We start from the raw sequence: 25,235 nt of genomic DNA, 5'->3' as shown, positions 1-25,235 counted from the left end.
ATCGCAACTACAAACTATTAAAAGCAAGCAAGTAAACGATAGCCATCATCTCGATTAAGCCGATCGAATTTTTGCAGCAAACCATTATTTTGAGAAACAAATAGTGAATCTCCGTAATCTACTCTATCCCGAGCTAGACCATAAAACCATTGAGTCGTTGAAAGAATCTCCTGAAGATATATTAAGTCCGAATAGCTGTTACAACCTTCAGTTTCTACCAACAACCTTTGCAATTTTTCTAAATCTGTACCTTGAGGAACAAAAACCAATGTATCTGGTTCATAAAAAGATAACAGACACATTGATTCAAAAGAATATTCATTAAGTGGCTCATAAATACCTAAAGGTCGTTTGCTAGCAGCAGTCACGGTCAATTGCTGAATAAATTTATATTTCGTTGGCTCTCGCTCTAACATTAAGAATGAATCATCATCGAATAAGTCAGTCACTAGCCAAGGTGGAGTAATATCACAATCACATACATTCCAAAGACGACCTGCAGGTTCATGGTAACCGCTTAGCAATATAGCTTTTGCCAATGAACTCATTTTACTAGTTACATCATAACTTCTAAGACATAAATTGGTGGATGCTACATTAAGAAAGACATTGCGAAAATTTTGTTCTCTTGATATAAAGCCAAAACATAAAAATCTTTTTGATCCGGCAAAGGGAAAAATAGACCAGAAATAATTAGTTGAGAGAAAATTTAGGAATTCATCTATTTCGTTAAAAGAAGTTTTATACTTGGGACTGTTATATGCAGGGATAGAACCATGAAAGGATAAATGGGACTTTTCTTGAATTATGCGATCGCCATGAATATACCAAGGCTGAGAGTAAGAATAGCCTTGATGAGATGGTATATCTTCGACTGAAGTTAAGTGGTTGTCTCCTTGCGTATCGCAGATAAAAACATTAGAAGATGTTTTTTTGAGAAATTCATCTATTGTCTTAATTAGAAAAGGTCGATAGTCAATAAACAAACTAAGATAATACACGAGTTTTTTAGATAAATCTAATAGCGTTCTCTTAAAAATGCTAACATCTCTTCGTACAATGGAAAGCCGCGACCCCGGCTTTCCCGAGCAGTCGATAAAATGTGCGGCATTTCAATCAACGATTGTTGAGCAGCATCCACAAACAACTCCAATAATGGGGAAAGGTTGTTCTGTTGTTGACCCTCCACAATCGCATCAATATACGCTTTACGCACCTGATTGGAAATTACCACGATTGGATAGCCAGATCTTAATAACAGCAAATTCATTAACAATCTTCCCGTGCGTCCGTTCCCATCGCGAAACGGATGAATTGAAACAAATCGCAAATGAGCTTCTGCTGCAAACTCAATTGGGTGCTGAACCGCAGTTTCTGACGAATTCAACCAAGTGACAAACTCAGTTATTAACTCGTTGAGTAAATAGTGTGGAGGATAGAGATACTCAGTTCCAACCGCTTTAACATCAAGTTGACGGTAGCGTCCTGCTTCTTCAGGAGAAATTGCCTGTAGAATTAAATTATGAATTTGTTTGATTTCCCATTCTCCAATAGGGGTTGAGTTTTGGGCAAGTTGCTCAATATAATCGATCGCATCTTTATGACCGATGACTTCTAAATGTTCGCGTAGCGTTTTCCCACCAATTGTGATTCCGGTTTCTAATACTAAAGCAGTTTCACTTTGTGTCAAAGTGTTGCCTTCAATCGCGTTTGAGTTATAGGTAAAGCGCACATCATAGAGTTTCTTAAGTTCTGCAACCACTGTTGTCGGGAGTGGACGAAAGCTATCCAACCAAGCTTTAAGTTGATTCACCTGCTGAAATTTATCTGAAAGTGTCATATTTGGCAAAAGTGACAAGCGATTTTGAATTTCTTGTGTCACATCAGGAAGGCGATGTTGAATCAGCATTTGAATAAAGGTATCGTAGCATCGAGCGGCAATTTCAGTAAATGAGGCAGGAGACGTGCTAGATGGTACTTGATTGACAGCCATAAAATATTGCTTGTTAAACCTTAGCTCTTTAGAGTCCAAACTTGCTTGGGTCATATTATCCGCCTTGCTGTTTGAACACAAACTTAAGATCCATTTTAGAAAAAACTTATAAGTATGAGCTAGCTGATATGTCAATCCTATTTGATTTATGAAATACAAGTAGGTAGGGCTATGCCGTACAGAAAGCTTTCGTGCTTGGCAATGCCCACCCTACAGTACTTAAAATTTTTCTCGAATGATTGAGGATTGTTATGTTATTAAGCACAAGTAGTGTCTGGCTTAAATTTATAAGCAGTAGCTTAATATCAGCGTTATGCAAAGCGATTGGGCTTGATGATTGCAGAAATATAACTGGAACCAAGAACTGTATTTCACCGTCCCAAAGCAGACAATCTTTATGATGCATTAGTGCTACAGCGATTGCCTAAGGGCAAAGCGTGGCGTTTATGCGCTTGCGAGAATAATACCAAATATCAACCGGGGCTACAAATGATTCCTTAACTTATACGGAGTTGCATCAAAGATATCACTTGTTGATGGGACAAGGGAGACAAGGGAGAAAGTACGATGTATGAACACAACTTGGTATTACCTTTTTAAAAAGGCGTTAAATCTGCTAAAAGTTCGTGAAAATGGATACAATCTATCAGTAGAAGAAAATCAAGAAACTTTTCCGGAATTTCACCGACTTACTTTGTATCCTCCATTAGTAGACGATAGTAGAAACCGACATTAAAACAACAGGATAGTTGATGAAAATACGGCTATTCTACACAAACAAATTACTATTTCCAAACTCACAATAACGGAGATTAAATAACATGGAAACTCGTAACCAAAATTCTAAATTTGGCGTATCTTCTCTTAAGAAAAGTGCAGCAGTCGCTGGTCTATTGTTTGTAACAACATTAAGCTCGGCATTTGCAACTGGTATGGCTCCTGCTCGAGCTGGTTATGATGATTATAATGACCAATCTACATACTACTCTCAAGCTTATGGTGGTCGGCGTGCTCCCGTTCGCACAGTGCAAGTCACTGCACCGACTGCAGTCATTATTCGTTCCGGTCCGGGTTTGAATTATGAAAGAATCGGCAGAATCCCTAACGGACATTACGTCAGAGTCAGCTATTCTTCAGGGAACTGGTCAAAGCTTGTTGGCGGTCCTGGTTGGATTAGTTCTGATTACATTGCTGGTACTGGCGGTCGTCGCGATCGCGTTTATACTGCACGAGTTAATGCACCTGTTGGAGTGGTTATTCGTTCCGGTCCTGGTTCTGACTATACAAGAATCGGTAGCATACGTCATGGAGAGTATGTCAGAGTGAGCTATTCTTCTGGAGATTGGGTAAAGCTTGCTGGGCGACGCGGTTGGGTTCATGCTGACTACCTTGACTAGACGCTAATTTGAATGTGAGTTTGACAGACCTCACACTCAAGCTCTCTCCTAAAACAACAGAGCATTCGGGTGACATCCTTCCCTCATTTAAGCCTCTTTAGTTCCTCGTTCCCAGGCTCCGCCTGGGAATGCTTTGAGGGAGGCTCCACCTCTACCCATCAGGTTAGGCGGAGCCTCTTGTACCTACGAGGCGAGGCGTCTGACCCATAATTAGCACTCCTTATTCAGTAGATGTGAGTAGCCAGTGCGTATAATGATGTGCTTTTACCCATTTTGTATCCTAATTTTTGCAAGATTATAGTTCAAAGTTGCCATGATATGCTTCAAGTCTATATTTTTATTAAAAATTAAATTAACATTAGTGAACTGAATTATACGATTGAATTGCTATTTTATTAGAATCTTCAATATCTATTTCCAAATATTTTTCTTTAATAAACTTAATTAATTTTTTTAAAGCATTTTCTGTAACATCAATTGCATTATGAAAATTAGAATAATCTATATCCCATTGGTCACGTATATTTATGGGGAATGAATTCTTTGTTTCGTACTCATCGCTAGGACGAAACTGTTCCCCTGCTAAAATTTCATCTCTGGGAATGCAAGTTTTGAATACTGACGGAAGCATAGAAATATCTAGATGGTTTGTAGTTGACAGCCAACAACTAACCGCCAACAATTATCTGTTTTTAAATATACTAAAGTGTTTTTTGACTTATATTAAACACAAATTGGTTTGTCTGTATTAATTAGACCCCTGGCACTAGCCCACCCACGGATAAAGTTTCGGATTTCATTAACGCGGGATGTCCGATCTGTCTTGCCATCTCTGATGCCTAAAAGAGAATTATGCTGTTTAAGAATATAGGGGATAAATCCAGACAAATCATCATATTCTTCAGGGTCTTTATAGCCTGGGTTTAGCCAATGAATAAATAGCTCATATTTGTGTTCTATAAAATATTGAATTGTTGCTCCTACAGCATCATTTGGGTACTCCATTGAGCAAAGAACGATACGTGGATTCTCAAAATTAATAAGACTTTTGGGGTTAAGAATTTCTTTCACATCCTTGCCACGTTCTCCAGGTGAACCATTGATCGGGAAGACGTTTACCCAATCTTTCTGATTTTTGGAGAGATATAATCGACGCTCGTTTCCATAATGGCTAGTTTTTACAGTTGCTCCAAATAAATCTTCCCAAGTTGAACTCTTGCCTGCATTACTGTGTCCTACAACTCCAACCAATAAACGATCGGTCATACTTAGATGCCAAATATTGCTTTGGAACAATCTAACCTCTACTAGAAAACACTGTCTTCAGCAAATTACCGGAATACTGAAAATAGGAGTTTACATACCTAATTCTGACCGCGATCGCAGTCGAGAGACTGTTTTCAGTGAAAACACCAGAAGATTTTGGTTGTTCAAACGGTTTTTTACAGCACAACATTTTGTCACGTAACCATCAGGGTTTCAGGTTACAAAAATTGGTAGGGTTTTGACAGCCAAAACAGCCTTATAAATCTCATTTGTCTTATTGGGTAGCCACCGAGATACGTGCAAAAAAAGACACGTTGTAAAGTTTTGTGCAGCTAATCGTCAAAAACCTTGATTTGCCGTTGTTTCAGCCTCAACCTCAACTTGACTATTTAAATGAAGACATTTCCTAAAAGGATCATTAAATAGGGGTTTATTTCTTCGTTATACAAAGTAAACGACAACAACAAAAGCGTGGTTTTATCGTGCAAAATTTTGATTTGTTCATTATCATTTTTGGGCCATTTAGTAAATCGACAAGGCATTCTATGCAACATTTATTCAGGAGCGAACGTACAGTACAAAATTCCCAAAATGCTGTTCTAGCTCCTTAAGATAGGTTATTGATAGCGCAATTTTGCTAAATCTCAACAGGTGAAATATTTCTCGGTACTTTTAAAGCACGGCGAGCCTTCTCAATATTTCTCCTAGTAGCTCTAGCGCCTGCAAAATCGCCAATCTTCCGATTTATGGTTAATGCTTCTTCAAAAAATTTTAGAGCTAGAGAATAGTCACCTAAAATATAGTAGATAATTCCAATAGAGTTAAGAGCTTTAGCTTCATTTGGTCGATTATCCAGTTTTCTCAAAAGAGATAATGCTTGCTGATAATAATACAGTGCTTGGTCGTATTGTTTGAGTTTGTAATAGACCAATCCAATATTCCTAAGATTCTTTTCTTCCCAATAACTTTGCCCAAACGAGCGTGTTAGTAATAAAGACAATTGATAGTATTTCAGTGCTTGTTCGTAGTTTCCTAGATCGCTATAGTTTAAACCGATGTTATTGAGAGCCAGTGCTTGCGCTTCTAAGTCTCTCCCCTCTTTCGCGATCGATAACGCTTGCTCGTAGTAATTGAAAGCTTGGTTATATTTCCCTTGCTTGTTATAAATAAGACCAATATTATTAAGAAGTACCCCTTCTCCCTTGCGATCGCTCGTTTCCTTTGCAATAGCTAGTGCTTGCTTGGTGTACTCCATCGCCTTTGCATACTGTTGTAATTCACAGTAGATCAATCCAATAGCAGTGAGGGCGATTCCTTCACCCTCACGAGAGCCAGATTTTTTCCAAACATCTAACGCCTGCTCAAACACCTCTAGAGATTCTTGAAATTTCCCTTGATTGTAAAGTTCATTTCCCCGTCGATCTAGTTCAATCGCGTAACTGTTCCTTGCAAAAGGTAAGACATTGGAAGAATGTCTTACCTGTGGAGATAAAACAGCCAGAAGTAAAGATGCTAAAACCAAGCTAAACCAAAGAAATCTAGAGTGCATGGGAAGACCAAATCAAGTCAATAGGTAGATGCTTCGCATCCCCACTTCAGTTAGTATTCCCAAAATCAATATCATGGTATCACTGAAAATTTTTTAACTACCCAGACACTTTTACTCTCTTGTGACTGAGTATGTGGTACTGAAGAGAAACTACTTAACCACTTTGTGAAGCATAGAACTTGTTACCGATAATATTTCTAATTTCCTCCACGATCTCGTTATACTTGGAGTCAGGTAAAACGGGTTGTGCTCCTTGTCGCGATATCACTTCCTCCAAATCGATCCACGATTTACAACCCCCATATTCTTGGCGGTATGGAATCTCCCACTCTTGAGGTAGTTTGTAAACCCTTAAGAGGAGAACATATAAAGGCTGATGCTGTTTCCATTTGAGGCGATCGCTGATAAAAGACTCGCTCCAAATATGGAATGCTTCTAAAGCTTTTACAATTGATTCATCACTGACCTGAAAAATATCAGTAATTTCTGCCCAACTGCCAATACGTAGTGTTTCTGGATGCCAACCTGGTGTAACAGGAGTAACCAAATTGGCATAGTCTGGTTTTAATAAGAAAGGCTGTTGATGCTCGTAAGTTGGGTAGAGTAAAATTTGCTCGTGGGCTACTTGGAAGCGCCCGCCTTGTTCTTGAATACCCCCTTTACGTAGAAGCATAATTGTTTTACCGCTTTCCAAGGCATTGATAGCAGTAGCCCATTCTTTAAGTGCGTGAGAAGTGATAGTTATGTCTTGCATAAAGAACTACATTGAAATCTAAATTTAATACTTCAATCAAGCATATCCTTACAAAGTAGCATCTGCAATTAGTTATAAATTTTTTTACCCCACTCAATAGAAAAAAACTTCTTTAATCTCATATCATAGTACAACCTTAGACCATGCTTTAGATAGACGAGTCAGTTCAGTCACAGAGTTAACTTATAGAGGTAAACATTAATATCTCATGCAAGACTTTTTGCTGAACTTACCAAAAACTTCAGTGTAAGTTATGGGAAGAGTTTAAGATCCAGCAACCAACATTTGCTGAAAGTTTTTAATGAATGTAAGGAGACTCCAATGAACGGAAACAGCGAGAAGAAATTATTCAAAGTCTTAACTAGTACAGTAGGTATTTTTGGTGCTAGTTTTTTACTAAGTCTGCCAGCATTTGCAATGCCTAATTCTAACTCTCGTGGTGTCAAAGTTAGTGAAGCTCCTGTAGATACCTTATACAGTCAAAGCCAGGTACCCGAACCAACGGGTGGTAATACCATGGAGCGGATGCGACAAGGTGAAAATCTAAATAATAACAGAAATACAAATAACACCAATACTGGTAGCCAGGGCTCTCAAAACGGTGTCAACAGTCAAAGCCCAGTACCCGAACCAACGGGTGGTAATACCATGGAACGGATGCGACAAGGTGAAAATCTAAATAATAACAGAAATACAAATAACACCAATACTGGTAGCCAGGGCTCGCAAGACGGTATCAATACCCAAACATCGGGAGATCCCAATAACACCACGAACCAAGACCAGCGCTATCTAGGTGGTAGCAACAATGGTGGGACATCAGAATATCCCAACAGCAACACGAACCAAGACCAACGCTATCAAGGTGGTAGCAATACTGATAGACAAGACTCTCAATATAACACGCCTTCTGGTTCGCAGCAAAATCAGTACAACACACCTTCTGGTTCGCAGCAAAATCAGTACAATACACCTTCTGGTTCGCAGCAAAATCAGTACAACACACCTTCTGGTTCGCAGCAAAATCTTAACAACGACAATTCAACAGGCGGACAAAATACTAATGGTGGTGTAAGAGCTCTTTGGTAAGTTCTTTAGGTAATGAATGACCTATTTTACCCGAAGTGAGTTAGATTCCCGGCTTCTTTAAGAAGTCGGGAATCTTATGAGTAATCAACGAGATTTTTTTCATCCTTCATACTTTTTTGTTAGCTCAGATGTTTAAGCAATTATTCAAGATATTTTTCTTACTTTGTGTAGTTTATATATATTCGAGTTCTCAAACTGTACTAGCTAGTGAGGATAAGAGCCGAAATGTTTTACAAAACTCGGTCAATGAACCAGTTGATACTCAAATCAACGATCTAATCACTCAGCCTGTTCGCTTAAAAATAAATCTTCGCAAACGTCAAGTAACAGTTTATCAAGGAAAAAATTTAATCAAAAGTTATCCAATTGCTGTAGGACGACGAGGTTGGGAAACTCCTGTCGGTAGTTTTCGAGTTCGTGATATGTTGGTGAATCCAACTTGGATTCACCCTAAGACGGGTAAAGCTATCCCAGGGGGAGATGCACAAAATCCGCTTGGTAATTATTGGATTGGATTTTGGACAAACGGTAAGGACTGGGTTGGCTTTCACGGAACTCCAAATCCCGAGACTGTGGGTACTGCTGCTTCCCACGGTTGTATCCGGATGTACAACCAAGATATTGAGGAATTATTCCAGTTGGTGAGTGTTGGAACACCTGTCACCGTTCAACGATAGGTTATGGTTATTTTGCGATCCTTCCGTAGGAAATGTCTCTAATATTGACTAAGGTAGACCTATCAGAATACAAATATGGAAAAGCGACGCTTGGGCACATCAGATGTGCAAATAACACCCATTTTGATGGGAACTTGGCAAGCTGGGAAAAAAATGTGGGTCGGAATTGAAGATGCTGACTCCATTAAAGCCCTAAGAGCAGCTTTTGAAGCTGGGATTACGACTATTGACACTGCAGAAGTTTATGGTGAAGGGCATTCAGAACGAATTGTAGCTGAAGCTTTATCTGATGTTCGCGATCGCGTTGAGTATGCTACCAAAGTTTTTGCCAACCGTCTGAAGTACGAACAAGTCATTGAGGCTTGCGATCGCTCCCTAAAAAACCTCAACACCGATTATATTGACTTATATCAAATTCACTGGCCTTCTGGGTCATTTAATTCTGAGGTCGTTCCTATAGAAGAAACAATGAGTGCTCTTAATCAGTTGAAAGAGCAAGGTAAAATTCGGGCAATTGGCGTTTCTAACTTTTCTCGCGCCCAACTAGAAGAAGCCTCCCAGTACGGACGTATTGATAGCTTGCAACCTCCTTACTCTTTATTTTGGAGATATGTAGAGCAGGATGCTGCTCCCTACTGTGTAGAAAACAATATTTCCATCCTTGCTTATTCACCTTTAGCTCAAGGGCTGTTGTCAGGAAAATTTGAACGAGGTCATCGATTCGACCCTCAAGACAACCGCGCTAAAAATAAGTTGTTTCAAGGCGAAAACTTTGAACGCGCCCAACAAGCTTTAGATAAATTGCGTCCCATTGCAGAACGCCACCAGTGTACCCTCGCTCAACTCGCCTTGGCTTGGTTAATCGCTCAACCGCAAGCGAATGCGATCGCAGGCGCAAGATACGCAGAGCAAGCTCAAGCCAACGCAAAAGCTGCTTCTGTGGAACTTTCCCCCCAAGAATTGCAAGAAATAGATGCTATAGGACGTATTGTGACCGATCCTTTGGATAAAAATCCTATTATGTGGGACTGGTAATTTTGCGAAATTCAACAACTTGTGAACTTCACTTAACAAACACTTGCGAAGTCATAATAGGGTGATATCTTAATAGATAAGACACCAAAAGGAAACATAAATCAAAAGGGCAATTGACAAGGTGTCTCCGGTCATAAGCCCAAGCAAGCGATTGGCATATTGATGATGCTAAGTGGCAACTGCCAAAATCGAGCGGCAACGCCAAATCCTAAAGCGGAAAAACAAAGAAATGCCGAGTTTGCTGAACGTTACTGTCCACCCTTAGTTGTTGAATATCCAAAACAATCGATTTGATTAGTTGCAAGTTTTAGAAACCTGGTCCCTTTGACCAGGTTTTCAAGTTTTTAATTACCAATCCCGATTCTCGCATCGCCAACGTCAGATAAAACCCAATCACGCAACAACGAATTGACTCGATCGGGAACTTCATCATGAGGACAATGACCCGCATTGAGAAAATGTTCTGTCAGTTCGGGGTAATATTGTCGAAACTTTTGAGAACGTTCTCTTGCATGAACCCAAGGATCTGCTTCTCCCCACAGCATCAAGAGAGGACAGGTTAACTGTTTTAACAGCACATCAACTTTTTCTCCTTGAGGGGTACTGAATACAGATGAAAACACATCAAAAGCACCTGTATCGCAAGCAGGACGGTAAATTTCTTCGACTAATTGGTCTGTAATTGCAGTTTTATCAAGATAAACTTTCTCCAACGTCTGACGAATCACCCATTTTTGCTTGATGTACTGGAATAAAAGAAACTGAGCTAAAGGTTGTTGAAAGAACCACTTAACAACGTCACCTAGCAGTTTTTGCAATTGTTCGTTCGCGTTAGGAGGTTCAATTTGAGTTTGCAGAGCTTCTGGTTCCGGTGAAGGTTGATTTTCACTAAATGGACCAGCACTATTGAGCAATACCAAACCTGCTGCAGCATCGGGACATTGGGCTGCTACACACAAACTTGCGTAACCACCAAGAGAATTTCCCACCAACACAGCTTTTTGACCGATGACTTCAGTAATAAAGTCATGGAGTTGGTCGCGCCACAAATTGCCGCTATACTCCAGTTTAGGTTTGGCTGAACGTCCAAACCCTAAAAGGTCTATTGCAAAAACTTCAAAATCGTCACACAGCCCTGTTATGTTTTTACGCCAATGGTCTGTAGACGCACCAAATCCATGTACCAGGAGTATGGCGGGACGTTGGGGATGCTTTTCTCCTGCTTTTACATAGTAGATGTTGTGTCCTCGCCATTGCCAAAATTGTCCGGGTCTTGGAGTTGAAGAGGGGGCTGTCGTCACCTGCATAATGAGAACAATGTTATTTAATGTAACTTTATTAATTTTAATAGAATCTTCTAGCTTGTTTTTTCTTTGTCCTTATTATCGGAAAATAATAACCAATGACTTATGCAACCACTCACTAACCTAATGATTACAGGGAAAACCAAGCTACTGGGAATAATTGGGCATCCCGTAGAGCATTCACTGTCCCCAGTGATGCAAAATGCAGCAATTGCCCATATGAAATTAGATTATGTTTACATCCCCTTTTCGGTAGAACCGCAGAATTTAAAAGTAGCTCTTCAAGGCTTTGCTTCCATTGGAGTTCTTGGCTTTAATGCGACTATTCCACATAAAGAGGCTATACTACCTCTGCTGTCAGAAATTTCACCCATCGCCGAAGCTGTGGGAGCAGTGAACACTGTTATTCGCAAAGATAACAAATGGATAGGAACCAATACTGATGTGGAAGGGTTTCTCGCTCCTTTAGAAACAACATATCACCGAGATTGGCGTCAGACAGTAGCAGTTGTTTTAGGCAATGGTGGTGCAGCAAGAGCAGTGGTAGCAGGCTGTGCCAAACTAGGTTGTGCGGAAATTTATGTGGTTGGTCGCAATGCTGGGAAGTTAGATGAATTCCGTAACAGTTGGAGCAATTCTCCCATTGCTGTGAATTTACAGATCCGTGAATGGAGTTCCTTATCAAAGCTTCTTTCACAAGCCAACTTACTGGTAAATACAACTCCTATTGGAATGTACCCTAAGGTAGAAGAATCACCGCTTGAGATAGGGGAAATGGCACATTTGCCAGAGAGTGCGATCGCATACGATCTCATATACAAGCCCAAACCTACCAAATTCTTGCAACAAGCGCAACAACTGGGTATGACAACCATTGACGGATTGGAGATGTTAGTCCAACAAGGCGCTGCTGCATTAAAAATTTGGTTACAGCGTGAATCTGTACCTGTAGATGTGATGCGCCAATCTTTATTTCAACAACTGGGTTTTAAAGATTAAAAATCGACTTGAGAATAATGCAATGACAGAAGATTCTATCAAAATTGTTGGTTTTCATGCTCATGTTTACTTCGATACGGCTAGTTATGATGCAGCTTCACGGATACGTGAAGGACTGGATGCTCGATTTGATGTACGACTTGGACGGTGGCATGAAAATCCTATCGGTCCCCATCCAAAAGGAATGTACCAAGTTGCGTTTGCACCAGAGCAATTTGCCAAAGTTGTTCCTTGGTTAATGCTTAACCGCGAAGGATTGGATATTCTCGTTCATCCTGAGACGGGTGATGATGTGAAAGACCATACAGAGCACGCTCTATGGCTGGGAGAAAAACTAGAGCTGAATATCGAATTTCTTCGGGCGATATCCGAGCGCAAAGCATGATGCCAATTCAAAATATTCATGGTACATTTGTACCATGAAGCCTGAGAATTTACCCCACCTCCATAGGTGGGATTTTTCTTCATGGGAATACACACAACGTGAGTTGGATGAAGTCAAAACAAACCTGACCCCAAACCTCCTTTTAGGAAGGAGGGTGAGGTCTGTCCAACTTACGCAAACACAGGTGTGGAATTGTGCATCGCTCACAGGAGGTACAAATAAAATATGACTGCACTTCAAACAAAACCTCGATACCGACGAGGGCAATTACTAAAGGTATTGCGAGAAGATCTTATCTACAACGGGGTAGTGATTAAGGTATCCGAAATTAATCGCTGTTGGGATAAGTGGCTCTATGTAGGGCATTGCATTCACTACCCCAAAAATCTGCGTCATTACCAAAACAATGCAAACCGTCATAAATGGGCTTTATTTGAGGAAGAGCTCGGTGAATACGACTAGCGATCGCACGGAATTGGATTTAAAACTTGTTTGTTAAAGTTTGAGAAGATGTGGATACTACATACCTTTCAACCTTCTAGTACAGTACAACATAAATAAAGCAACCATTAATAATAAACAAAAAGCTTACGTTCAAAGCTTTTGTGCCTTCTGCCCTAGTAGCGGGCGAACTTCTGCCTTCGTGTACTCGTTGCCGAGTATGGGAGTATATGTAGAAAAAGTCTGCAAATTAGAGTTCGCTATTGATATGTGGCAATTAACAGACCCTACAACTAGAAAAGCAGGATTGAACTTTGTATCTTCCGGTCAGTCTGTAGTTTCCGTTACACAACTGTGGGATGGTAATGTTCAACTGATTAATGCAATTGAGTTTGTAAATTGGGGAGAGTTACCCCTTCAATTCGTTGTGTGTGAAGCGTGCGGGTTCGTGGGATGCCAAGATCGGGGTTGGGTTGAACTAAAACGATGCGACTCCATCGCTATGATAATGCCCGCATTCACAATCATTGAAGAAGCAGAAGATATGAAGGAGAAATACTTACCTCCTGACTACATCAAGGAAAAAGGAGTTATTTGTATAGCTCAAGAAACTTATGTGGAAAAGCTCAGTACAATAGCGCCTTTTCCAGAGTTTTGGCAGCTACCCCAAATGACTGTTTGGGAAGCATTAAAGATTTTTCAATTAGAAGCACCAGGGCGCGTTCTTGGTGATTTATGGAACCCGCCCGATCTCTGTGAGAATACAGTCATTGCTTCTGACAAAGGTGACTGTAAAGAGCAGACAAAACAACTGATTTCTTTAGTTAGAAACCTATTGGGTAACATGGGTACAGCAAAATTATGTAAAGCAACAGAGCGCGATCGGCTCATATCCTTATATTTAGATATTCCAGGATTTCCCGAGTGGAAAGCTTTGACTTACGATGGTTCAAGCTATTCGTTATATCTTGAGCCTGGATACATTATTAACTGATTGGGCTGCATTGTGCGAGTTGCACATCTAGATCGACGACTTCTTTGAGCACTATGCAAGCGTCGATCGCATACCATCTCCTATCTCCCTAAACGATTATAATTATTAAGGAAAACTCGGAGATTGCGTATTGAAGCATAGCGATCGCCTCTAGTGTCAGCTACCTAGCTCTACGCTGTCCTGGCGATTCTGAGCCGACTTGACTTTAGGAGTTTCTGATAGGACGACATTAATTTGTTAAAGCGATAAACACTCTGTTAACCGAAAAAAAGCTGACGGGGCGACAAAGTAGCATGAAAAGCTTATGAGGTAAAGTGTGTAGCAATTCGTGGTAAAAAAAGATAGGTCTACTTTTGTCAACAATACCTATCTAATGACAATGTTACCTCCATTCTATCAAACACATTTAAAAAATCAATTTAGCCCAACGGAATACTTGTTGTTCACTATTTTAATTAATGTTTTACAGTCAATTAAAAAAGTGAGTTTAGAAGCTATAGCAACGGCTCTACCAATTCCCATTCTATTTGAAAGCAGAAGAAAGAAACTACAAAGATTTTTGTCATTACCCTTCCTAACGATTGAAAAGATCTGGTTTCCAATTGTTACTACATGGTTGTCAGCATATTTTCAACCGGACGAAATAATTTATGTAGTCATCGATCGCACTGCATGGGGTTGCATTAATTTATTTGTAATTAGCATCGTTTGGGATAAAAGAGCCTTTCCTATATACTTCGATCTCTTATCCAAGTTAGGAAGTAGCAACATTGATGAACAAAAAACGTTGATATCTCAAGTCTTACCCTTGTTTAAAGGTTATAAAATTTGCGTATTAGGAGACCGAGAATTTTGTTCAATTAAACTAGCAACTTGGCTCAGAGAGCAGGGTCTATCTTTTTGTCTTCGTTTGAAAAAGAATGAATTTATTGAAGTTCAACATAATATTTGGAAAGAATTAAATGATTTAGGCTTATGTCCAGGAATTTCTTTGTTTTTACAAGGAGTTAGGGTGACTAAACAAAAAGGATTTAGCCATTTCAATGTGGCTGGTAAATGGAAACGTAAAATTCAAGGAATGGCTCCAAAAGAAGGGTGGTTTCTCGTTACAAATTTAGTGACTTTGTCAGTGGCGATAAGCAAAGCTTAACGCCTAAAGGCGTATCGCAGCTTATAAAAGAAGATTCGATATAGAAGAAATGTTTCGTGATTTTAAGAGTGGCGGTTATAACTGTCGGCAGTTATCTGCTACTTTGGTTAAAAAGCTTAGTAGTGAGTAAATCCATTGATATTGAAGACTCTTTACGCATGGCAGTTATACCGCTTGAATACCTCCAACCTTCGATCGCTGCTCTTGTGAGTACTTACTTCGTTAATTTTCCAGAAATCGTAAAGTATTGTCCTACGTTTTTAAAGAGAGTGATGCAGTTTTCCGGTCTCGCCTTGATTTTGCACATTCAAGCAACACTTCAGCACCGCAAAACCTTTGGAAATACAGGAATTTGTATGCTTCAAGTGGCAAAAGGTTTACTTTGCAGTCCAGAGCAATTTATGCCGACAGTGTTTGGGGCTGCCACATCTGAAATTACGGGCTTGCAGCCTGCTCTTACTTAAATGCTTTTAGGGGAAGATCGTGATGCAATTGCTAGATTCTCAGCTAACTTAATCACTCAATTCATCGGGCAATCGGGTGTTAAACTCACTTCAAGATATTGCTAGTAAAGTGCAGCTCGAGTCTAACTTCTGTATTCGGCATCCCGACTACAAACCCTTAGAGCTTCCACCCGATGTTGTTGCTCGCTTTCAGCATCTGCTATTACAGCTTCAAACCAAGTATCGTAGTTTGCAATTACGGAGTTTTTTATATGGGATTTACTATAATGGCTCCCTCCGAAAAGCTTTAGTAGCAGAAGCTGATTCAAGTCAGTTAAGACCCGAGCAAAACTTGGAGAACAACCAATTCCAGGGAGTCGATCTGAAATTCTACGAGCAATTGCATAATAGTAATCGGGGATCGGGTTACTTTGACCCAGGCTGGAGAGTGCTCAGACAAGAGGCGGATGGCACTCTGGCAGTAATCAAGGATAATTTAACCCTGCATATTGAGCGAGAACGCCATCTGCGCTCGGAACACCAATCTGCTATGGTGGGTGACTTGGTTGACATTTGTTTGCCACGCAATCGCGTTCAAAGTGGCTTTTATATGGCGATGAGTAATGCAAGTTCGCACGCTTGCAACAGCTGCAGGTGGGTTTCCCACCTGCAGCGCTGGACTCACCACCTACGTGGACTATAATGTATAGCCTGCGGAGGCAGGCTTAGTTTGTGTAGCCGTGATTTCCAATCACAGGAGTGTTTTTCTGACTCTTCACTTGTTCCAAATGACACTGAAGCGTAACCACTTATTAGTGTTCGGTTACCACTTAGTTAGCTTTTTGCGTTGGCACAACGTCAGGAGCGTCATCTAATGACAGAAGAAACTCTATAAGATCGGTTTGATCTTGAGTAGAAAAACCAGCTTGTTTGTCTACCCAGTAGTTGTGACCGCTACCATCTGCATTAGATTCTTGCAAGTCGGAATTGGCACGGTTGGCTAAAACGGTTTGCCTGCGTAAGTTGCGATCTATCAGGACTCGCAAACTTGCTCTCGGTTCTGGTAGTATGTTACTCAATAATGTCCCCGGTATACCTAACTGGTTTTGATTGACAATGTCGTAACCATTTTTATCTACCTTGAGGGCTTCCGGTCCTGCAGCAACACCACCATCGTGTAAATAGGGCGCGGTAACGTTCAATCCAATTAAGCTGGGAACTTTATAACCGCCAGAATTGCCGATCGCAAAGGCAAGTTTAAAGTCTTTCTCTGAGGTAATGTCTGTAGGAACGTTCAGTACGGGTGGATTCTCTGGGAGGGGAACCTGCACGTTGCTGGGATAGGTTTGTGGGGCTATGAAATTGCGAGCAACAGGTGCTTGCGCCATAGCCCGTGAAGGCTGTGTTTTGATTTCTTGCTCTGCAATTACGTGATTGTTTGTAAAATACCGTCCGCTATGGCATTCAACGCATCCAGCCCGTGTGAAGATCGCCGCTCCATGCTGTACGGCATTGATATCTCTGGTTTCTACAGGAGGTGGTACTAAGGAGTTTTGATAGGCTGACATGCCGTTGAGTTGTGCTGCTACCGGAAATCCAGGTGAATTTGCCATCAATCCATCAAGGATGAAAGGCGAGCCCTTGGGGTAACCCGGCATTTTAATCACTTCATTAATATTAGGTGTACCGGGAGTGGGGTCATTTTTCTGGAAAAATTCTGATGGTTTAGCACCTTGTGGCAACTTAAACATTGGATTGGCAGCATTTTGCAGCATAACACCCAAGAAAGTTTCTTTATCAATGCCCAGAAGTTGCTGACTTGCATCAGCAATTGAGGTCTGATCTGAGTTTGTTCCATGAACGTTGCTGTTGAGTGTTGTCAACCCGTGGAACCAACCAATGGCAGCATTACCACTCCAGCCGTAGGGATACGCACCGAAGGTGTAGGAAGATGGATTTTGGGAGGGATTGTTGTGATTGTCAGGCGTTGAATCAAAGTTCCCTGGAGCCCAAGTTAGTAATTGCTTGTCAACCGCGTATTCTAAAGCTTTAGCATCTGGTAAACGCCCTTCTTTACCGTCAGATTTAATGTATGTGTGTTCGCCACGAGAAATCGTCAAAGGATTCACACCTGTTTGCCGGAACCATGATGCTGAATTACTGGCTAATGCCAGCATTAAGCCTGTATCTAAGTCGTTATTGGGTGCGCCTTCAAGGATACGTCCGGTCTTTTTATCTACAGTGGCATGACATGCCGCACAAGTAATACCAACTCGAATTTTACCCTTATTAATATGAGTAATCATTCCTAGAGGAATGAGAGAGTTGGCAGGTATATCAAGCCCGGTATTGAGAATATCGCCCTTTTTGAAATTGCGATCGCCGACTTTCATATCTCTGTCCAGGGTCACTTGAAGATTCGTTGTAGGTTGACCTTTAAGAGATAATATGGCTTTTGTCAAATTGACGAGATTTAAGGGACCATTTAGAATACCAGTGACATCAGTAAAGAAAATTTCGTTTCCAAAAGTTTCTTTATAAAAAGATTTTCGTCCAAGAGCAATTAAATCTTCTGTAATCGCAACAGCACCATTATCTGCTGCAAGTTGCTGTTTCCCTTCTTCTGTTTTTAGTAAACTGTCTGCTTCAGCTTTACTAACAACTTTACCCAGTACATCATAAGAACCTATTTCCTGCTCTGTAGGGTGGCTCAGAGGCGTGTATGTATTGTTGATACTGGGTGTTCCCGGAAGTACAAGGTCAATTTGGTATGCGAAGAACCCAATAAAAATAAAGAGGGCAAATAATACAATCGCTCCCCGTATCTGCCTAAAAAGTGGGATTTGTTTGGATTTCGGTGCAGATGGTTGACTGGTTTGGCGTTCGGTAGTTTCTGGGGGTGATAACATAAGACCTGATATAGTTTTTCCAATAATCTGCTATAACAACAAGAAAGGTGAATGATGGTATTTGAATAAAGTTAGAATCCTTAAAAAGAGCGCCCGCAAATAGAATCTACATAGGCGGCTGGCTGGTTTCTATTTTGTTCCCGACAAAGTAAAAACTGAGCCAGACGCTGTTGATAGTAATATCGATAGGCAATCCAGCCGAAAGGCGCACCTGCGATCGCTCCAATGAACAAACCAGTAATTAGACTGTAAACAAGGTGTTTCCTTTTAATGGCATTACTTCTGGTTGAAGTACTTTGTGTTACCATAAAGCCTCCTTATACCTTAAACTCAAAAGACTGTTATAGGGTAAGCAGTCCCCACCCTATAACAGCCGTTAACAGTGCAAAATTGCAGTCATTACACAACCAGCTTCAGGAAAGAAACTATTTCATCCGTTTTAAGAGACTGAAGTGCAGTTAATACTTCTGTAGCATCTTGAGTGAGTTGAGTACCATTAGGAATACCAACAAAACCATTTCCTAGTTTTCCTGCTAGCAAATACCAGAAAGCAATCTTACCTTCAGCACCTAATGAGTCATAAGTATGAGCGGGAATTTTTGTGTCATTGCCAGTTACAAGTTCAGCCAATGCTTTGCTGGGATGGGGGTCGAGTACGCTAGCATCCTTATCTCCTCTTTCTGTAGATAAGAATTCGCGTAAAGCTGATAGCTGATTTTCTGGTGACAGTTGCTGAATTCGGGATATTAAGCTATTAGCATCTTGTGTTGGTAAAGCACTTGCTGCATCAGCAGGAACTGCATCAGCAATTTGTTTGTAAAAAGACGCTAATACTGCAAGTTGATCGTCAACAATCAAACTTTTGAACGCAGATGCAGCTTCTTGTACTGGTCTGATGTTTGTAGATGTCATATCAAGAATCTCCTAATGGGTTCCTAAGTGGTATGGAAATGTGGAACGGGTGTGGGGATTGGCACTTGGGAATTGGGAATTAATTTCTTAGTTTCTAGTTCTTAGTCTCTAGTCTCTATTCCTTCATCCCCAATCCTTATTTTCCGAGTTGCCAGAAACCCAGTTTTTCAATGGGTGTGAAGATGCAATTTTGACAAAATTTCACTTGTACAGAGCTTTCTGCTGAGAATACTGTGTCAAATTGACTAAAAGTGTTTACTTTTCTTTGCCTTAGCTCCTTTAAGGTTAAAGATTCAATTTGTTACAAAATCACTGTTAAAAGATAGATAATGATCTGAAAAATTCAATTTTGATACCTACCTAAAGAGAGATGCAAATAAGTTGATAAAATTAAAAAAATAGAAAAAATCAAGTTAAAGGCGTGACGGCTATAATTTGGGTGCAACTACTTAAGTGATTTTCAATAGAGATAAGCACAGAATAGAAGATTCAATTTCTACTCTGTGCTTATCTCTGTTTTATTCAGCTAGACACTAAACTTCAGCACCTGCTTTTGGTTCAGCTCCCATGGGGGAGACGTAATCGCGGAAAATGTTCATTTGCTGCTCAAATTCAACTTGCTTCAGTCTATTCAGCAAGTCTTGTGATTGTGAAGAAAGCTTGTAATCAGAAGGCATGGGCACAATAGTTGCATTTTCCATGCCTTGAGCTAAGCGATACCAAAATAGTAACTTTGTAGTATCGCTCATAGAGCCATACATCCGGCTGTATTGATTATCTGCATTATTAATCAAATCGCGCTGAAACTGTAGCTGTTCGTCGTGAGGTAGCGCTTTAATTTGATTGAATAACCCTTCAGCAACACTATCAGAAACTGTACTTGCTCCTGGAGCGGCTGGAGTTATAGATTTGCCCATTTCTTTATAAACAAACCAGAACAAAGCTAATTGTTCATCTACAGGTAAACTCCGAAAAGCTTGAACGTGTTCGCGAACATTAGGATCGTTAGTTTGAGTAAAGGTCATAATCTTCTCCGATTGCAAAAAACTTTCATGCTTCACGCTATCAAAGTTAAATTTGATGTTTAACCCCACTGAAGACAGATGTATGTAAATCAAAGAGAAGAACAATTGGTTGTTAAAGGTTAGTGGTTTTCGTAACTACTAACCACTAACAATCAATTAAATTAATTAAGGAGGTTTTATCATGGATAGAGGCTTAGAGGGTAAAGTAGCAATTATTACGGGTGCTGGCACTGGTATTGGAGAAGCTATTGCTCATAAATTTGCTAAAGAAGGTGCATCAGTGGTTGTCAACGGACTTATTGACGATCCGATTGAGGATGTCGTTAATTCCATCAAGCACTACATTGGTAAAGCTATAGCCTATGCTGGAGATGTTTCTCAAGAATTCCACGCTCAAAATTGCGTTCAGACAGCAATTAATGCTTAAGGATTAGATAATAAGCAAACATAAACTCTCATCTAAAATCCGTAATTTTTAATTCCTAAGAGGATGTTTTTTAAAATATCAGATTTTATTTAGATTCTCTAAGAGGATGCCTGATAGGCCCTATTTAATACTTGTTTTGGCAATGAGAAATCGCGGTTATACAGATGAAGCCCTGTGAGACCCCTAGCCCTCCTGAAAAAGGCTACGGTGGTGTACACAAGTCTTCTAAAATGCATTAAAAGCGGTTTCGATCCCCCCTAACCCCCCTTAAAAAAGGGGGGCACTTAATACCAATTCTCCCTTTTCACGATGTTTCATCTCTTTTATAGAGATCTGTACACCACCGTAGCTTAAAAAGCCAGGGCTAGGATACTCAAAGTCCCCCTTTTTAAAGGGCGCTACTGTAGTAGTAAGGCAACGCAGTCTTGGGAAGTTCCCCCATGAGCGATTATTGCCGCGTATGCTTTCCCAACTTGTAGCACATGGCGTGGATTTAAGGGGCTGTGTCAAACTTTGATACCTCCCCAAAAACTTTTCGGACATTCTTTTAGGGGAAAGCATTGAATTTGCAAACCGTAGCCTTTCTAATAATTTATTTTTTGCAATTCCCTAATGACCAATTTAATAATGAATTCTATATTTTTAGACTTCATTATTAAGAGTTGGTATTTCCTGATGGAAAGTTGCAGGGTCGGAAAGGGAACGAGAACTTTGTAAATCGTCATCTCGAACACTATCTGGTGTTCTCATCTGTCCTTCTTCTCCCTCTACTCCCCTTTGCCGATAATCTTCTGAAGACATGGGATCTAGCTCCCAACGACTGTCATCGCGTTGCTCGAAAATATCTACTGTCCGGAGATAGGCTCTATCGTCCATTTCCATGCCTACAGCAGCGCCAAGGTCATCTACAATATCTTGGTCGGGTGTGGGAACTGTACCACCAACAGCCTCATCCCCTACTGTTGCTTCCAAATCCCAACGAGCATCTATATCTCCCCCTGTTATTTCTGGGCTCGCTTCTACGTTACCTATATCATCATACCCGTCGTTGCGATCGCCAATGCCAATATTATACCCCGGTAAGTCTTTGACACCAGTTCCGTAGGATTCAGTGACGACTTGTGGCAAATCATCTGTGTCAAAGTTTTGATTTGAATTTTCTTCTACCATAACTTTCCTATTTTTTGGTGCATTTTCACGATAACGCGTTCTCTATCTGGAATTGTCAGCCAAAAGATTTACTACTTTAGAGGTAATAAAAACTTCAAAATATCATCCTTTGGTATGAAGCAAATCTGAGGAGATAAACATAGTTTTTATATATGATATGGTCACTTCACAAAAGTTATGGGTAAAAAGTTGGGATTCAATAACTTCTTTCAATTGATTCCAAGTTTTAACTCATAACTCCTTCCTTTGAATAAAGAAAAAAAAGTATATTTATTTACACAAAATCCAAAGATTCTTCGTGTCCTTTGCGCTATCTCAAGAACTGAGACGCTATGTACAATACACACGTTTTGCATTTGTCCGCAAGGGCTGTACGCGAACAGTGGGGAGAACCCTGACGACAACTGCTCTTTGTAACGCACTCGCTCGCCTTTGTAATTCATTCAAATATTAATCTTCAGGCAAGCAAGAAAGAATCTAAGCAGTATAGAGAGAAAATTGCAAAAAATAAATGTATCACTTTAGAGATAAAAAGCATATATCCCAAAAGAACGAAGAAAACCCAGCAATTTCAGCGTAATAATGAAAGCAATGAATTCATGGTCGAGTGATAAGGGAGTTAGGATTTATGACTTGGGGTATGCTTACAATACTCATCCCCAACTCATGATTCCTAACCATTTTCTAAAATGACTCTTATATTCATTAAAAGATTTTAAAAATACAGTTTAAGTTACTTGGTATAGAATTAGAGCCTGCTTGTATCAGTAATTGCAGTCAGTATTGGAGGTAAACAATGAAATATGGTGAATTTATCAAACACGTTCAGAGTGTTGCTCAACTAAGTTCTCGTGAGGACGCAGAACGTGCAACTCGTGCAACACTAGAAACTATCAAAGAGCGTATAGTTGGAGACGAGGCAAAAGATTTAGCATCTCAGTTACCAAAGGAACTAGGGGAGTACTTGCACGGACGTGAAGGTGAAAACGGTCAAACTTTTTCAATGCAGGAGTTTATTTCCCGAGTGAGTCAGAAAGAAGGTGTAGATCCAGTTGCTGCGGTAACACACACTCGTGCTGTATTCACAGTATTGCAAAACGCTGTCACACCTGGCGAGTTTGAGGATTTTCAGGCTAATTTCTCAAATGACTATGCAGAACTGTTTCCCTCTTCACCAATGAGTGCGGCTAATGGCTAATGGCTAATGGCTAATGGTGAGTCCCGCCTGTAGCGAGAGCGTCTGCGTGAGGAGATACAAGGAAGGGCTAAGGAAAAATTACAATTTGCAATTTGCAATTAACGATCGGCTATTGGCTCTTTTATAAATTTACTAAGGAAATCTCATGGTACAACATAACAATCATTCTGGAAAAAAAAGAGTAGCTATTCTCATTGAAAACTATGTAGAGGATTCGGAGTTCCAAGTTCCATACAACGCTCTGAAACAAGCTGGAATGGAGGTTGTTGTCCTTGGTGCTCGTATGAATGAAAGTTACAAAGGCAAGCAAGGTAAGCTTTCCAAGCAGCCTGATGGTACCACAGCAGAGGCGATCGCATCTGAATTTGATGCTGTGGTGATCCCTGGAGGTATGGCTCCTGATAAAATGCGTCGCAATCCTAACACTGTTAGGTTTGTGCAAGAAGCTGTGCAGCAAGGAAAAATCGTAGCAGCTGTTTGTCACGGTCCTCAAGTTTTGATTGAAGGGGATTTGCTTCGAGGTAAGCAAGCTACTGGCTTTTTGGCAATTAGCAGAGACATGATTAATGCGGGTGCTAAATACGTAGATGACCCGTTAGTCGTAGATGGTAACTTAATTACTTCACGCCAACCTGGGGACTTAGCTATTTTTACCACAGCTGTTTTAAGCCGTTTGGGATATGGTGGTAAAGATGCCGCATTGCCAAATGAAAGGGACACAACAGCTGAATGGTGGAAACTTGCTGATGCTTGGGGCGGTTCTACTAAAGGTGATATTGTCAAAGCTTTGAATACAGCTCTTGCTGGTGAGCGTTACTCTTTAGAAGCGCTGGAAAATTACACCCAGAAAGAATCAGATCCACAAGTGAAGTCTGTCTTTCAAGAAATGGCAGGTAGCAAACAGCGTAATATTAGCATCTTAGAAGCACGTCTGGATCGCTTGGGTGAAAAGCCTTCCTTGACTGCAAACATCGCTAACCAATATGCAAAAGTAAAAACTGCCCTTACGGGAAGCGATGATATATACCAATTGCGTAGCGCTTTAGGTGACGTACAAACTGGTATAGGTGATATTGGAGCTTTAATGGCAGCAACGACCGATCCTGTTTCAACTGCCATTTTTACACAAATCCACAATGACTTACGGACATACGAGCAACGGCTAGTAGACTTGTATCGGGCGCGGATGGGTGCAGGAGTTAAGCCAGCGAAGCCGACTACAGGAGCAGCCGTGTCGATGTAGGTTTTTGTGGAACGAACCATAGGCGCAAAGATAGCGTAAATGGTTTAGGAGGGGAGCTTTGCGCCTGGATGGTTCGTTTGTACAGACGGGTCATAACACGTCTATACATTTTGTTAAGGAGAGTAATAACATGGCGTCTATATCAGAAAATAAGCAAAATCAAAGTAAAGCAGAAGCTAGTGAAACCGAACGCTGGGCTTCGTTGCTTGGCGGTGGTGCAATGGTATTAATGGGTTTAAGTCAGCGTTCCTTGAGAGGGGTATTGATGGCTGTAGCAGGTGGCGGTCTGATTTATCAGGGTGCTACAAAGCAAAGTACGCTTCAACAAGCACAACAAGCAATAGGCATGACTCAACAAGCGATTAAAGTTGAAAAGACTGTGACTATTGATAAGCCAGTAGATGAACTTTATCGTTTCTGGCATGACTTTGAAAATCTGCCCAGATTTATGAAGCATCTCAAATCCGTAAAGGTGTACGATGCAAAACGTTCTCATTGGATAGCCACTGCACCTTTAGGTGGAAGCGTGGAATGGGATGCAGAAATTTTAGAAGACCGGGAAAATTCATTTATTTCTTGGGCTTCGGTAGAAGGAGCAGATATCGATAACTCTGGTTTTGTCCGCTTTACACAAGCACCTGGTAACCGGGGGACTGAAGTCAAGGTTGTGATTGAATATTTTCCACCGGGTGGAGCGCTAACAGCAACTTTTGCTAAACTCTTTGGTGAAGAACCAGAACAACAAATTGGCGATGATTTGCGTCGTTTCAAAATGTTGATGGAAGCAGGCGAAATTGCTACCACAGAGGGACAACCTCGAGGAAAAGGCTAGAAAAATTATGAATGATGAATGATGAATGCTGAAAAGAAAAAAT

General features: G+C 40.6%; 26 protein-coding genes and 2 pseudogenes. 16 read left to right on the top strand and 12 right to left on the bottom strand.

Annotation, left to right across the window (positions count from 1 at the left end; genetic code table 11):
• Positions 1 to 17: 17 nt before the first annotated feature.
• Complete coding sequence (locus AB0756_RS03635) at positions 18 to 1,001, bottom strand: hypothetical protein (RefSeq protein WP_167844809.1); 984 nt, start codon at positions 999 to 1,001, stop codon at positions 18 to 20.
• 17 nt (positions 1,002 to 1,018) lie between these two features.
• Entirely contained in the window at positions 1,019 to 2,047 is a 1,029-nt protein-coding gene (locus tag AB0756_RS03630) for a Fic family protein (protein ID WP_050046531.1), read from the bottom strand.
• 517 nt (positions 2,048 to 2,564) lie between these two features.
• Here AB0756_RS03630 and AB0756_RS03625 point away from each other — a divergent pair.
• Positions 2,565 to 2,729 (top strand): hypothetical protein, encoded by a 165-nt coding sequence (locus tag AB0756_RS03625; RefSeq protein ID WP_153021417.1) that lies wholly within the window; start codon positions 2,565 to 2,567, stop codon positions 2,727 to 2,729.
• A gap of 85 nt (positions 2,730 to 2,814) precedes the next feature.
• The gene (locus AB0756_RS03620) at positions 2,815 to 3,390 is read left to right on the top strand and encodes an SH3 domain-containing protein (RefSeq protein ID WP_050046530.1); all 576 of its coding nucleotides are present in this window, start codon (positions 2,815 to 2,817) and stop codon (positions 3,388 to 3,390) included.
• A gap of 358 nt (positions 3,391 to 3,748) precedes the next feature.
• Here the strand turns inward: AB0756_RS03620 and AB0756_RS03615 are convergent, their stop codons facing one another.
• The 4 genes from AB0756_RS03615 to AB0756_RS03600 form a co-directional block, all read right to left on the bottom strand.
• Positions 3,749 to 4,021, bottom strand: a complete 273-nt coding sequence (locus AB0756_RS03615; RefSeq protein ID WP_038086899.1) for a hypothetical protein — start codon at positions 4,019 to 4,021, stop codon at positions 3,749 to 3,751.
• A 92-nt stretch (positions 4,022 to 4,113) separates the two neighbouring features.
• Positions 4,114 to 4,656: a hypothetical protein gene (locus tag AB0756_RS03610; protein ID WP_038086900.1), complete on the bottom strand. Its 543-nt coding sequence runs from the start codon at positions 4,654 to 4,656 to the stop codon at positions 4,114 to 4,116.
• Positions 4,657 to 5,293: 637 nt separating this feature from the next.
• A complete protein-coding gene (locus tag AB0756_RS03605) occupies positions 5,294 to 6,205 on the bottom strand; it encodes a tetratricopeptide repeat protein (RefSeq protein WP_050046528.1) in 912 nt (303 codons plus the stop codon).
• A gap of 154 nt (positions 6,206 to 6,359) precedes the next feature.
• Positions 6,360 to 6,959: a DUF1802 family protein gene (locus AB0756_RS03600; protein WP_038086903.1), complete on the bottom strand. Its 600-nt coding sequence runs from the start codon at positions 6,957 to 6,959 to the stop codon at positions 6,360 to 6,362.
• 321 nt (positions 6,960 to 7,280) lie between these two features.
• Here AB0756_RS03600 and AB0756_RS03595 point away from each other — a divergent pair, with 321 nt between their 5' ends.
• From AB0756_RS03595 to AB0756_RS03585, 3 genes are all read left to right on the top strand, one after another.
• Positions 7,281 to 8,048, top strand: a complete 768-nt coding sequence (locus AB0756_RS03595; protein ID WP_050046527.1) for a hypothetical protein — start codon at positions 7,281 to 7,283, stop codon at positions 8,046 to 8,048.
• A 128-nt stretch (positions 8,049 to 8,176) separates the two neighbouring features.
• Positions 8,177 to 8,725, top strand: a complete 549-nt coding sequence (locus AB0756_RS03590) for a L,D-transpeptidase (protein WP_050046526.1) — start codon at positions 8,177 to 8,179, stop codon at positions 8,723 to 8,725.
• A 75-nt stretch (positions 8,726 to 8,800) separates the two neighbouring features.
• Positions 8,801 to 9,760 carry an aldo/keto reductase gene (locus tag AB0756_RS03585; RefSeq protein ID WP_038086909.1) on the top strand — a complete coding sequence of 320 codons (960 nt, stop codon included), beginning with the start codon at positions 8,801 to 8,803 and terminating at the stop codon, positions 9,758 to 9,760.
• A 344-nt stretch (positions 9,761 to 10,104) separates the two neighbouring features.
• Here the strand turns inward: AB0756_RS03585 and AB0756_RS03580 are convergent, their stop codons facing one another.
• Entirely contained in the window at positions 10,105 to 11,067 is a 963-nt protein-coding gene (locus tag AB0756_RS03580) for an alpha/beta fold hydrolase (protein ID WP_038086912.1), read from the bottom strand.
• A gap of 123 nt (positions 11,068 to 11,190) precedes the next feature.
• Here AB0756_RS03580 and AB0756_RS03575 point away from each other — a divergent pair, with 123 nt between their 5' ends.
• The 7 genes and pseudogenes from AB0756_RS03575 (at position 11,191) to AB0756_RS03545 (ending at position 16,179) form a co-directional block, all read left to right on the top strand.
• Complete coding sequence (locus AB0756_RS03575; RefSeq protein ID WP_038086915.1) at positions 11,191 to 12,063, top strand: shikimate dehydrogenase; 873 nt, start codon at positions 11,191 to 11,193, stop codon at positions 12,061 to 12,063.
• A gap of 22 nt (positions 12,064 to 12,085) precedes the next feature.
• The gene (locus AB0756_RS03570) at positions 12,086 to 12,448 is read left to right on the top strand and encodes a DOPA 4,5-dioxygenase family protein (protein WP_038086917.1); all 363 of its coding nucleotides are present in this window, start codon (positions 12,086 to 12,088) and stop codon (positions 12,446 to 12,448) included.
• Between the two features lie 225 nt (positions 12,449 to 12,673).
• Positions 12,674 to 12,910 carry a hypothetical protein gene (locus AB0756_RS03565; protein WP_050046525.1) on the top strand — a complete coding sequence of 79 codons (237 nt, stop codon included), beginning with the start codon at positions 12,674 to 12,676 and terminating at the stop codon, positions 12,908 to 12,910.
• Positions 12,911 to 13,109: 199 nt separating this feature from the next.
• Positions 13,110 to 13,883: a hypothetical protein gene (locus tag AB0756_RS03560; protein ID WP_038086919.1), complete on the top strand. Its 774-nt coding sequence runs from the start codon at positions 13,110 to 13,112 to the stop codon at positions 13,881 to 13,883.
• A 379-nt stretch (positions 13,884 to 14,262) separates the two neighbouring features.
• Positions 14,263 to 15,136 (top strand): annotated as a pseudogene (locus AB0756_RS03555) (IS4 family transposase); the annotation flags it as partial.
• 19 nt (positions 15,137 to 15,155) lie between these two features.
• Positions 15,156 to 15,497, top strand: a complete 342-nt coding sequence (locus tag AB0756_RS03550) for a hypothetical protein (protein WP_038086922.1) — start codon at positions 15,156 to 15,158, stop codon at positions 15,495 to 15,497.
• A gap of 76 nt (positions 15,498 to 15,573) precedes the next feature.
• A complete protein-coding gene (locus AB0756_RS03545) occupies positions 15,574 to 16,179 on the top strand; it encodes a hypothetical protein (RefSeq protein ID WP_050046523.1) in 606 nt (201 codons plus the stop codon).
• A gap of 127 nt (positions 16,180 to 16,306) precedes the next feature.
• Here AB0756_RS03545 and AB0756_RS03540 read toward each other — a convergent pair whose 3' ends face one another.
• The 4 genes from AB0756_RS03540 to AB0756_RS03525 form a co-directional block, all read right to left on the bottom strand.
• Positions 16,307 to 18,385, bottom strand: coding sequence for a hypothetical protein (locus AB0756_RS03540; protein ID WP_202048682.1), 2,079 nt, complete (start codon positions 18,383 to 18,385; stop codon positions 16,307 to 16,309).
• Between the two features lie 80 nt (positions 18,386 to 18,465).
• Positions 18,466 to 18,693, bottom strand: a complete 228-nt coding sequence (locus tag AB0756_RS03535) for a hypothetical protein (protein WP_038086925.1) — start codon at positions 18,691 to 18,693, stop codon at positions 18,466 to 18,468.
• A gap of 91 nt (positions 18,694 to 18,784) precedes the next feature.
• Positions 18,785 to 19,297 carry an orange carotenoid protein N-terminal domain-containing protein gene (locus AB0756_RS03530; RefSeq protein ID WP_038086927.1) on the bottom strand — a complete coding sequence of 171 codons (513 nt, stop codon included), beginning with the start codon at positions 19,295 to 19,297 and terminating at the stop codon, positions 18,785 to 18,787.
• Between the two features lie 533 nt (positions 19,298 to 19,830).
• The gene (locus AB0756_RS03525) at positions 19,831 to 20,322 is read right to left on the bottom strand and encodes an orange carotenoid protein N-terminal domain-containing protein (RefSeq protein ID WP_038086958.1); all 492 of its coding nucleotides are present in this window, start codon (positions 20,320 to 20,322) and stop codon (positions 19,831 to 19,833) included.
• 181 nt (positions 20,323 to 20,503) lie between these two features.
• Here AB0756_RS03525 and AB0756_RS03520 point away from each other — a divergent pair, with 181 nt between their 5' ends.
• The gene (locus AB0756_RS03520) at positions 20,504 to 20,749 is read left to right on the top strand and encodes an SDR family NAD(P)-dependent oxidoreductase (RefSeq protein ID WP_038086930.1); all 246 of its coding nucleotides are present in this window, start codon (positions 20,504 to 20,506) and stop codon (positions 20,747 to 20,749) included.
• Between the two features lie 771 nt (positions 20,750 to 21,520).
• Here AB0756_RS03520 and AB0756_RS03515 read toward each other — a convergent pair.
• Positions 21,521 to 21,919 (bottom strand): annotated as a pseudogene (locus tag AB0756_RS03515) (DUF6335 family protein); the annotation flags it as partial.
• 796 nt (positions 21,920 to 22,715) lie between these two features.
• Between AB0756_RS03515 and AB0756_RS03510 the strand changes: the two are divergent.
• The 3 genes from AB0756_RS03510 to AB0756_RS03500 all read left to right on the top strand — a co-directional run bounded on the left by AB0756_RS03510 (position 22,716) and on the right by AB0756_RS03500 (position 25,192).
• Positions 22,716 to 23,117 (top strand): DUF2267 domain-containing protein, encoded by a 402-nt coding sequence (locus AB0756_RS03510; RefSeq protein ID WP_038086936.1) that lies wholly within the window; start codon positions 22,716 to 22,718, stop codon positions 23,115 to 23,117.
• A gap of 145 nt (positions 23,118 to 23,262) precedes the next feature.
• A complete protein-coding gene (locus AB0756_RS03505) occupies positions 23,263 to 24,360 on the top strand; it encodes a DJ-1/PfpI/YhbO family deglycase/protease (RefSeq protein WP_038083020.1) in 1,098 nt (365 codons plus the stop codon).
• A 130-nt stretch (positions 24,361 to 24,490) separates the two neighbouring features.
• Positions 24,491 to 25,192 carry an SRPBCC family protein gene (locus AB0756_RS03500; RefSeq protein WP_038083019.1) on the top strand — a complete coding sequence of 234 codons (702 nt, stop codon included), beginning with the start codon at positions 24,491 to 24,493 and terminating at the stop codon, positions 25,190 to 25,192.
• Positions 25,193 to 25,235: the final 43 nt, after the last annotated feature.

The sequence above is a fragment of the Tolypothrix campylonemoides VB511288_2 genome, assembly GCF_045999855.1.
Taxonomy (GTDB): Bacteria; Cyanobacteriota; Cyanobacteriia; order Cyanobacteriales; family Nostocaceae; genus Scytonema; species Scytonema bouteillei_A.
The sequence above is the reverse complement of the archived record's forward strand: the minus strand, read 5'-3'. Positions and strand labels throughout refer to the sequence as shown.